Origin of the sequence: Nocardioides sp. (assembly GCF_025965415.1) — a bacterium.
GTDB lineage: Bacteria > Actinomycetota > Actinomycetes > Propionibacteriales > Nocardioidaceae > Nocardioides.
In genome coordinates this window covers 1-9,340 of the sequence record NZ_JAOPWY010000073.1, presented here as the reverse complement: position 1 = coordinate 9,340, position 9,340 = coordinate 1, and the positions used below count along the sequence as shown (strand labels likewise).

The 9,340-nt window shown below is 74.6% G+C and carries 8 protein-coding genes; 4 read left to right on the top strand and 4 right to left on the bottom strand.

From position 1 onward, the window contains the following. A partial coding sequence (locus JWN97_RS07945) for a serine/threonine-protein kinase (protein ID WP_297621051.1) occupies positions 1 to 921 on the bottom strand: 921 nt, incomplete at its 3' end. 20 nt (positions 922 to 941) lie between these two features. On the opposite strand from JWN97_RS07945, the gene JWN97_RS07940 reads away from it, so the two are divergent. From JWN97_RS07940 to JWN97_RS07930, 3 genes are read left to right on the top strand one after another with little or no spacing between them, the layout of a single operon-like run. Then, on the top strand, positions 942 to 1,520 hold the full coding sequence (locus tag JWN97_RS07940) for an RNA polymerase sigma factor (protein ID WP_297621049.1): 579 nt from the start codon (positions 942 to 944) through the stop codon (positions 1,518 to 1,520). Further along, positions 1,517 to 3,025 carry a M1 family metallopeptidase gene (locus JWN97_RS07935; RefSeq protein ID WP_297621047.1) on the top strand — a complete coding sequence of 503 codons (1,509 nt, stop codon included), beginning with the start codon at positions 1,517 to 1,519 and terminating at the stop codon, positions 3,023 to 3,025. The genes JWN97_RS07940 and JWN97_RS07935 overlap by 4 nt, the downstream gene beginning before the upstream one ends. Continuing rightward, a complete protein-coding gene (locus JWN97_RS07930; RefSeq protein ID WP_297621045.1) occupies positions 3,022 to 4,494 on the top strand; it encodes a carboxyl transferase domain-containing protein in 1,473 nt (490 codons plus the stop codon). The genes JWN97_RS07935 and JWN97_RS07930 overlap by 4 nt, the downstream gene beginning before the upstream one ends. A 208-nt stretch (positions 4,495 to 4,702) precedes the next feature. On the opposite strand, the gene JWN97_RS07925 is transcribed toward JWN97_RS07930, so the two are convergent. Beyond that, positions 4,703 to 5,728, bottom strand: a complete 1,026-nt coding sequence (locus JWN97_RS07925) for a hypothetical protein (RefSeq protein ID WP_297621043.1) — start codon at positions 5,726 to 5,728, stop codon at positions 4,703 to 4,705. After that, positions 5,721 to 7,178, bottom strand: coding sequence for a hypothetical protein (locus JWN97_RS07920; RefSeq protein ID WP_297621041.1), 1,458 nt, complete (start codon positions 7,176 to 7,178; stop codon positions 5,721 to 5,723). The genes JWN97_RS07925 and JWN97_RS07920 overlap by 8 nt, the downstream gene beginning before the upstream one ends. A 138-nt stretch (positions 7,179 to 7,316) precedes the next feature. On the opposite strand from JWN97_RS07920, the gene JWN97_RS07915 reads away from it, so the two are divergent. Then, the gene (locus tag JWN97_RS07915) at positions 7,317 to 8,267 is read left to right on the top strand and encodes an NAD-dependent epimerase/dehydratase family protein (protein ID WP_297621039.1); all 951 of its coding nucleotides are present in this window, start codon (positions 7,317 to 7,319) and stop codon (positions 8,265 to 8,267) included. Positions 8,268 to 8,338: 71 nt separating this feature from the next. On the opposite strand, the gene JWN97_RS07910 is transcribed toward JWN97_RS07915, so the two are convergent. Then, the coding region (locus tag JWN97_RS07910; protein WP_297621037.1) for a dihydrolipoamide acetyltransferase family protein at positions 8,339 to 9,340 on the bottom strand (1,002 nt) is incomplete at its 5' end.

Here is a 9,340-nt window from a genome sequence, read left to right as displayed (position 1 = left end):
CGGCGGGGGCGGCGGGAGGTCGCCGGCCAGGTCGGTCAGCTCGGGCCGGGGGGCGGCCTGGGTGAGGTCGGGGTCAGGCGGGATCCAGGCCTGGGGCGCCTCGTCGACCTCGCCGCCCATCGCGTCGACGAGGGCCGCGGTGAAGGACTCGATGTCGTCGTAGCGGTCCTCGCGGTCCTTGGACAGCGCCCGGAGCACCACCGCCTCGGCCTCGGGGTTGTCGATCTCCATCGGCGGTGGCGGCGCCGGGTCCTCGGCCGCGCCCAGGCTGGTGTGGTGGTAGGGCTGGTGACCGGCCAGGAGGTAGTAGCTCAGCGCGGCGAGGGAGAACTGGTCGGCCCGCGGGTCCAGGCCCTCGCCCAGCGCCTGCTCGGGAGCGACGTACGTCGGGGTGCCGCCCACCATGGTGAGGCGCGACGACATGTCCATCGCCTTGCCCAGCCCGAGGTCGCCCACCATGGCCACGACCTGCGAGCCCCGGGCGCTCTCGACCGTGCGGAAGAGCACGTTGGCGGGCTTGACGTCGCGGTGGAGCACCCCGCGGTCGTGCAGCGCGGCGAGGCCCCGGCCGACCTGGGTGATGACGGTCAGCGCCTGGCCGGGCTCGAGCGGGGCGAGCTCGAGGCGGTCGGCCAGCGTGCCCTGGTCGGCGTACGCCATGACGAGGTAGGGGCGGTCGTCGGCGAGCTCTCCGGCGTCGTAGACCGTCACGACGTGCGGCGACTCGACCTTGCGCAGGAAGCGGCCCTCCTCGAGGAAGCGCTGGCGGATGTGGAGGTCGCCGGTCCAGTTGTCGGCGAGGACCTTGATCGCCACCGGGGAGTCGAGGTGCTCGTCGTAGGCGAGCCAGACGGTCGCGAAGGCTCCCGACCCGATGCGGCGGCGCACCGGGTAACGACCGAGACGGGAGGGAGCGGACACCCGGGCATTATCGTGCAGGGGTGAGCAATTCGGGGGACCACGGCGTCGCGTTGGCGCCCGACGACATCGACGCACTGGCGCGGAGCGCCCGCGACGGCGACCGCGACGCGCTGGAGTCGCTGCTGGCGGAGGTGCGCCCGCGGGTCCTGAACATCTGCCGCGGGGTCCTCCCCTACTCGGGCGACGCCGAGGACGCCTGCCAGGAGGCGATGCTCAACGTCGCGACGAAGATCGGCTCGTGGGGCGGCCGCGGCCGGTTCACGACCTGGTTGCACGTCGTGTCCGTCAACAGCTCCCGGACGACGTACCGGCGGCTGAAGAACCTGGCCACGCCGACCGACTTCGAGGACGGCGCCCACGACCGGCCCGACCCCCGCACCACCAGCGTCATCGCCGGGACCCGCCTCGACCTGCTCGAGGCGATGGACACGATCGAGCGCGACCACCCGCAGTTCGTCGAGCCGCTGCTGCTGCGCGACGTCTACGGGCTCCCCTACGACGAGATCGCCGCCCTGGTCGGCGCCCCGCTCGGCACCGTGAAGGCGCAGATCCACCACGGCCGCAAGCTGGCGCGTCCCCTCCTCCGGGGCGATCGGTGAGGCGGGGAGCCGCCGCTGCCGCGGGCCTGTCGCTCGCACTGCTCGCCGGCTGCTCCTCCGGCGCCGAGTCGCCCGACGAGCTCGCCAGCCCGACCGCCTCGACCGCGACCGACTCCGAGGAGACGGTCGCGCCGACCTCGGACGCACCCGTGGCGGACCCGGTCGAGCCGGACCTCGACCTCGCGCTCTCGACGCCCGTGGAGGACAGCGTCTACCCCGACGTCGGCGACCCGGGTGTCGACGCCCTGCTCTACGACCTCGACCTCGCCTGGGACCCGCTGGACGAGCGGCTCACGGCCAGCGCGGTCGTCACCTTCCGCGCCACGCGCACGGCTCCGCGCTTCCAGCTCGACCTCGGGCGGGGCCTCACCGTCGGCGACGTCCGGCTCGACGACGAGGGCGTCGGCTTCGTGCGACGGGGCAAGAACCTCGTCGTGCAGGCGCCGGTGGAGGCCGACGGGCGCTACGAGCTCGCCCTCGACTACGTCGGCACGCCGCGGCCCGCGCCGGCCCCGACGACCCGCAGCGACTTCTCCACGACCGGTTTCACCGTCACCGGCACCGGCGAGGTGTGGACGATGCAGGAGCCGTACGGCGCCTACACCTGGTACCCCGTCAACGACCAGCCGTCCGACAAGGCCCTCTACGACGTGACCGTGCAGGCACCCGCTCCCTGGACCGGCATCTCCAACGGCCGGCTCACCCGTCTCACCACCGAGGGCGGCACCACCACCACGTCGTGGCAGCTCACCGAGCCCGCGTCGTCGTACCTCGTCACGCTCGCGATCGGCGACTACGCCCACAGCAGCAACACCACCGATGGCGGCCTGCGTGTCGACTACTGGACCCCGCGCGGCATGGTCCTCGGCCGCGACCAGGTGCAGACGGCCGCCGCGTCGATCGACTGGATCGAGAGCAGGCTCGGCCCCTATCCCTTCGACTCCCTCGGCCTCGTGGTCACCGACTCGCAGAGCGCGATGGAGACCCAGACGATGGTGACGCTGGGCAGCAACGAGTACGTCCTCTCGCCGCAGGTGATCGCCCACGAGCTCGTGCACCAGTGGTACGGCGACCAGGTCTCGCCCGCCGACTGGCGCGACGTCTGGCTCAACGAGGGGATGACGATGCTGATGCAGTGGATCTACGAGGACGAGCACGACATCCGGCCGCTGCGCACGACCCTGCAGGACGCCCGCGCGGGCGACCAGGGCCTGCGTGACGAGTACGGCCCGCCCGGCGCCTACGACCCGCGGCAGTTCGGCGGGTCCAACATCTACTACCCGCCCGCCCTCATGTGGAACGAGCTGCGCGTCGAGCTCGGCGACGACGAGTTCTACCGCATCGCCCGCTCGTGGCTGGCGGACAACGACGGCACCTCCGTGACGCGCGAGCAGGTCTTCGACCACTGGGAGTCCGAGACCGGCCGCGAGCTGTCGGGGTTCTTCGACCGGTGGATCACCGGCACCAGGACCCCGCGGCCCGGCGTGCCGGAGGGCTCAGCATGAGCCGCCTCTCCGCCCACGACCTCATCGACCTGGTGCTCGACGACGGGTCCTGGTCGTCGTGGGACGCCGCGCCGTCGCGCGACGGGATCAGCGCGGCGTACGCCGCCGAGCTGGCCGCCGCGGCCGAGAAGTCCGGCGTCGACGAGTCGGTGCTGACCGGCGAGGCGCGCATGCACGGGCGGCGCATCGCCGTGCTGGTGGGCGAGTTCGGCTTCCTCGCCGGCTCCATCGGCCGCGCGGCGGCCGACCGGATCGTGGCGGGGATCGAGCGCGCCACCCGCGAGGGGCTGCCCCTGGTGGCCGCGCCGATCAGCGGCGGCACGCGGATGCAGGAGGGCACGCCGGCCTTCGTCCAGATGGTGCGGATCTCCGCGGCCGTCGCGGCGCACCGCACGGCGGGCCTGCCCTACCTCGTCTACCTGCGCCACCCGACGACCGGCGGCGTGATGGCGTCGTGGGGCTCGCTCGGGCACGTCACCGTCGCCGAACCCGGTGCCCTCGTGGGCTTCCTGGGTCCCCGCGTCTACGAGGCGCTCTACGACAAGCCGTTCCCCAGCGACGTACAGACCTCGGAGAACCTCTACGCCCACGGCATCATCGACGCGGTCCTGCCGCCCGAGGAGATCGCCGACATCCTCGACCGCGCCCTGACGATCCTGATGGCTGCGCGAGAGGGGGTCGCCCCGGTCGCCGACCCCGGCCAGGAGCCCGTCCCCGACGTCGACGCGTGGGACTGCGTGACCAGATCGCGGCGCCCCGACCGCCCCGGCGTACGCCGGCTGCTGCGCTACGCCGCCAGCGACGTCGTACCCCTCAACGGCACCGGGCAGGGCGAGTCGGACCCCGGCCTCCTCATCGCGCTGGCCAGGTTCGGCGAGGCGCCGTGCGTCTTCCTCGGCCAGGACCGACGCGGCCAGACGACCGACCACCCGCTGGGGCCGGAGGCGCTGCGCGAGGCCCGCCGCGGGATGCGGCTCGCGTCCGAGCTCGGGCTGCCCCTCGTCACGGTCATCGACACCCAGGGCGCCGCGCTCTCGGCCGACGCTGAGAACGGCGGCCTCGCCGGCGAGATCGCCCGATCGCTCGCCGACCTGGTCACGCTCGACGCGCCCACCCTGTGCCTGATGCTCGGCGAGGGCAACGGCGGCGGCGCGCTGGCGCTCCTGCCGGCCGACCGGGTCGTCGCCGCCCAGCACGCCTGGCTCTCACCGCTTCCGCCTGAGGGCGCGTCGGCGATCGTGCACCGCGACCTCGACCATGCGGCGGAGATGGCCCGCGCCCAGCACGTGCGGGCGATCGACCTCCACCGCCGCGGCATCGTCGACCGGATCGTCGCGGAGAAGCCCGACGCCGCCGACGAGCCGGAGGAGTTCTGCCGACGGGTCGGGGCGGTGCTCGAGCACGAGCTCAGCGCGCTGCTCGCGGCCGGGCCGGGGTCGGCGGAGAAGCGGGCTCGGCGCTACGTCTGAGGTGCGTTGCTGGGCGATCGGCGGTGCGTGCGCCACGAGCGGTGCGTGAGCCACGTTCCTGCTGCCCGGAACGTGGCTGGATCACCGCTCCTCGGGGGATCGGCCGGCGCGTGAGGCACGTTCCGCGGTCGCAGCACCCGCGTGGCACACCGCTCCGGTATCCGGGCGGTGCTCGAGCCACGTTCCTGCTGCCCGGAACGTGGCTGGATCACCGCTCCTCGGGGGTCCCCTGCGCCGCCTCCGCCGCAGCCTCTTCCTGCGCCTCGACGACCTCGGCCTCCGTGACGGCCTCGACCGGCTCGACCTCCGGCTCGACCTCCGCCTCGGCTGGCACGGCCGGCGCCATCGCGACGCCGGGCACGCCGGTGCCCGAGAGGGTGGCGAGCATCTGGCGGACGTTGGAGAGCTGGGCGTTGATGCTGTCGCGACGCTGGGCGGCGGCCGCGAGCTCACGCTCGGACTCGGCCCGCACCCGGTCGGCCGTCGCGCGGGCCTCGGAGACCATCGAGGTCGAGCGGTCCTCGGCGTCGGCGAGCATCCGGGCGATGCGGGCCTCCGCGTCGGCGCGGCTGCGCTCCAGGGCCGCCTCGGTGTCGCGGTTGCGGGCCGTCATGGCGTCGAGCTCGGCCTGGGTCGCGGCCTGCTGGGCCTGGAACTCCGAGGTGGACCGCTGCCGGCGCTCGGCCAGCGTGGTCTCGAAGTCGGCCGCGGCCTGGGCGGCCCTGGCCCGCGCATCCTCGTGGAGCGCCTCGGCCTCGGCACGGCGGGCGGAGGCGTCCCGCTCGGCGGCGTCGCGCTCGGAGTCGGCGGCCTTGCGCGCGTCGGCGAGGAGTCGCCCGCTCTCCGCCTCGGCGTCGCGGCGGGTCTCCTCGGCGTACCGGTCGGCGTCGGCGCGCACCGCGCCCGCCTCGACCTCGGCGTCCTTGCGCAGCGCCTCGACCTCCCCGATCACGCGGTCGCGGATCTCGGCGGCCTCGGCCTCGGCGAGGGAGAGGATCTGGCCGACGCGCTCGCCGAGGTGGTCGTACGTCGGCAGCTCGGGCTCGTGCGCCTCCCGCGAGACCAGCGCCTCGCGCGACGTGGCGGCCTCGCTGCGGGCCTGCTCCGCGGCGGCCTCCGCGGCCTCGAGCCGCTGCCGGAGGTCGGCGGCCTCGCTCTGGGCCTGACCGAGCGCCCGCTCGACCTCGCCCGGGTCGTATCCGCGCCGCACTGTCGTGAACATCTCTTCAGGCATCGGGGTTCTCCAGGTCGTGAGGCGGTGCAGGGGTGGGGGTCGGGGGGTCGCGGAAGATCGTGGCGGGGCCGGCTTCCCGCTCGGGGACGGAGAGCGCCTCGATGACGCCGGAGAGCTGCCCGAGCTCGGCGGCGATGCCGTCGCGCTGCGCCTGGAGCTGGGCGATCTCGGCCCGGGCCCGCTCCTGCGCGCGGCGCGCGCCCTCGCGGAGCTGGTCGGCCTCGGCCCGCCCCTCGGCGACGAGCACCAGCGCCTCCTCGCGGGCCCGGCGGCGGTCCTCGGCGGCCTCGGAGCGGGTGCGGGTGACCTCCTCGGCGACGAGCGCGCGCAGGCTGGCCGCGCCGGACTCCGCCTCTGCGCGGCGCCGCTCCAGGCGCGCTACTGCGCGCTCGGACTCGTCGGTCGCGTCGGCGACAATGCGCGCGGCCTCGGCGTCGGCACGCTCGCGGACGGCCGTCGCCTCGCTCTCCGCCTCGGCGGCCGCCAGGGCGGCGACCTGCGCGATGTCGTCGGCACGCTGCCGGGCGTCGACGAGCTCGAGGGCCATCCGCCCGGCGACCGCGGCGATGACGCGCTGGAGGCGACGGCGTACGGCGGCGGTGTGCGCGGCGACCTCCGCGTGGCCGGCCTTGCGGATCGCGTCGGCCTCGTCGGCGGCACCGTCGAGCACGGAGCGGACCGTCGCGGTCGCCCACTCGGTCTGCTCGGCGGCCTGGCGCAGCTTGTCCTCGCTCTCCGCGCGGGCTGCGGCCAGGGTGGCGTCGGCCTCCTGCCGGACGCGTTCGGCCTCGGCCGCCGTCGTCCGGCGCAGCTCGTCGGAGTGGCGGGTGACCTCGTCGAGCATCCGCGCCGACTCGTCGGAGGCGCTGGCGCGGAGCGACTCGGCCTCCGTCGTCGCGGACGCGAGGTGGTGCTGGCCCGAGGCACGCGCCTCCTCGACCAACCGGGTGGCGGTCTCCTGGGCGCCGGCGATCGTGGCCTCTGCCTCGGCCCTCGCCGACCCGAGCAGGGCGGCCTTCTCGGAGGCCGCGGTGTCGCGCAGCTCCTGCGCCTCGGCGCGGAGCGCGGCGGCCTCCTCCTGCGCGCGGGTGCGCAGCTGCTCACCCTCCAGCCGTGCCTGCTCGACCTCGTGGTCGCGCGCACCGGAGGCGGAGCTCATCAGGAGGGCGGCCTGCTCGTTGGCGTCGACCACGATGGTGGCGGCCTCCTCGGAGGCACCGGCCAGCACCTCCTCGGCCTGCTTGCGGGCCCGACCTGCCTCGGCGCGGTCGGCCTCGGCCTCGGCCATCAGCCGGCGGGCCTCCTCGCGCAGCACGGCGAGGTCGGCGGTCAGCCGCTCGGCCTCCTGGCGGGCCTCGCTCTGCAGCTGGTCGGCGACCTGCTGGGCGCGAGCGAGCAGCGCGGCAGTGGTCGACTCGCCTGTGGCAGCCGTGGCGGCATCGAGGGCCATGTCCCCGCTCCCTTCGCGCACGTTCCGAGATCGGCATTGTCGCAGCGCGGCAGCACGGATGACAAAGGGTCCGTCCCCCCGTTGCGCTGACAGCGAACCGTCTTGTCCGCTCCCGGCCCGGACAGGTGGAGTGACCCCATGAAGCTCCTCGTGCTCGGCGGTACCCGGTTCCTCTCCCGCGAGGTCGCGGCGCAGGCGGTGGCACGGGGGTGGGACGTCACCTGCGCCTGCCGCGGCACGTCGGGCCCGCTTCCCGACGGGGTGACGCACCTGCCGTGGGACCGGGCCGATGAGCCCCCCACCGCAGTCACCGAGGGTGGGTGGGACGCGGTGGTCGACGTCGCGCGGCTCCCCTCCCACGTCCGGAGCGCGGTGGCGGCGACGTCCGGGGCCCACTGGGTCTTCGTCTCGACCGTGAGCGTCTACGCCGACAACACCTCCCCCGCGATGGAGCCGCTCGTCGAGCCGGTGACCGACGACGTCGACCTGGCCGCCGACCCCGAGGCCTACGGCGGGATGAAGGTCGCCTGCGAGCAGGTCGTCCGGGATCACGCCTCGTCGTCGGTGATCGCCCGCCCGGGCCTGATCGTCGGCCCTGGGGACCCGACCGGGCGCTTCGCCCACTGGCCCCAGCGCCTGGCCCGTGGCGGCGAGGTGCTCGCGCCGGGGCGACCGGACGACGTCGTCCAGGTGATCGACGTACGCGATCTCGCCGCGTGGCTCCTCGACCTGTCCGAGGCCCGCACCACGGGGGTCTTCGACGCGGTCGGGCAGCCGATGGCGCTCGGTGAGCTGCTCGCGCTGGCCGCCGCCGGGGTCGGCAACGCCTCGCCGGACCTCACCTGGGTCGACGCCGACTTCCTCGAGGCCCGGGGCGTCGTCCCCTGGGCCGGCGAGGACTCGCTGCCGCTGTGGCTGCCGCGCCCGGAGTACGGCGGCATGCTGGCGCACGACCCCGGCCCGGCCGTCGCGGCCGGGCTGCGGCTGCGGTCCGTCGAGGAGACCGCCCCAGGGTGCCTCGACTCGCCGGTCACGGCGCTCACGGCCGAGCGCGAGGCCGAGGTGCTGGCCGCCTGGCACGGCCGCTGACCTGGGTCGAGCGGTGGTCCAGCCACCGTTCCGGGCGTCGGAACGTCGCTGGGCCACCGTTCGAGGTCAGGTCAGAAGAGCAGGGCCGTCCCCGGGTCCTGGAGGATCCCGGCGACGTCGGCCAGGAAGCGCGAGCCCTTCTCGCCGTCGATGTGACGGTGGTCGAAGGACAGCGCCAGCGTGGTGACGTCGCGGACCACGATCTCACCGGACTCGTCCACCCACGGCCGCTTGTTGATCGCACCGAAGCAGAGGATCGCGGACTCACCGGGGTTGATGATCGGCGTGCCGGCGTCGACGCCGAAGACCCCGACGTTGGTGATCGTGAAGGTGCCGCCCGCCATCTCCGCGGGCTGCGTCTTCCCGTCGCGCGCGGTCGCGGTGAGCTCGCCCAGCGCCGCCGCCAGCCCCGTCATCGACAGGGCGTCGGCGTCCTTGACGTTGGGCACGACCAGACCGCGCGGCGTGGCTGCGGCGATGCCGAGGTTGACGTAGTGCTTGTAGACGACCTCCTGCGCGGCGTCGTCCCAGTAGGAGTTGATCTCCGGGGTCTTCTTGATCGCCAGGATCACCGCCCGCGCGAGCACGAGCAGCGGGCTGACCTTGACGTCGCAGAACTCCGGGCGCTTCTTGAGCCGGGCCACGAGCTGCATGGCCGCGGTCACGTCGACGGTGATCCACTCGGTGACGTGCGGGCTGGTGAAGGCCGACTGGCTCATCGCCGTCGCCATCATCTTTCGCACGCCCTTGATGGGCTCGCGGGTCTCCCGCTCGCCCGGCGCTGCGGCGACGGCTGCCGGAGCCGCGGCCGGCGCGGCAGGCGCAGCGCCGCGGGTCGCGGACTGGACGTCCTCGCGGGTGATGGAGCCCGACGGCCCCGACCCGGTCAGCGTGGTCAGGTCGACCCCGAGGTCCTTGGCCAGCTTGCGCACCGGCGGCTTCGCCAGTGCTCGTACGTCGCTGGGCTCGGCCTGGGCGGCCCCCGGGACGAGCGCCTCGGCGGGGGCTGCCGGAGGTGCGGGTCGCTGGTCGACGGCCGGCACCGGTGACTCGTCGGCCGGCAGCACGTCCTG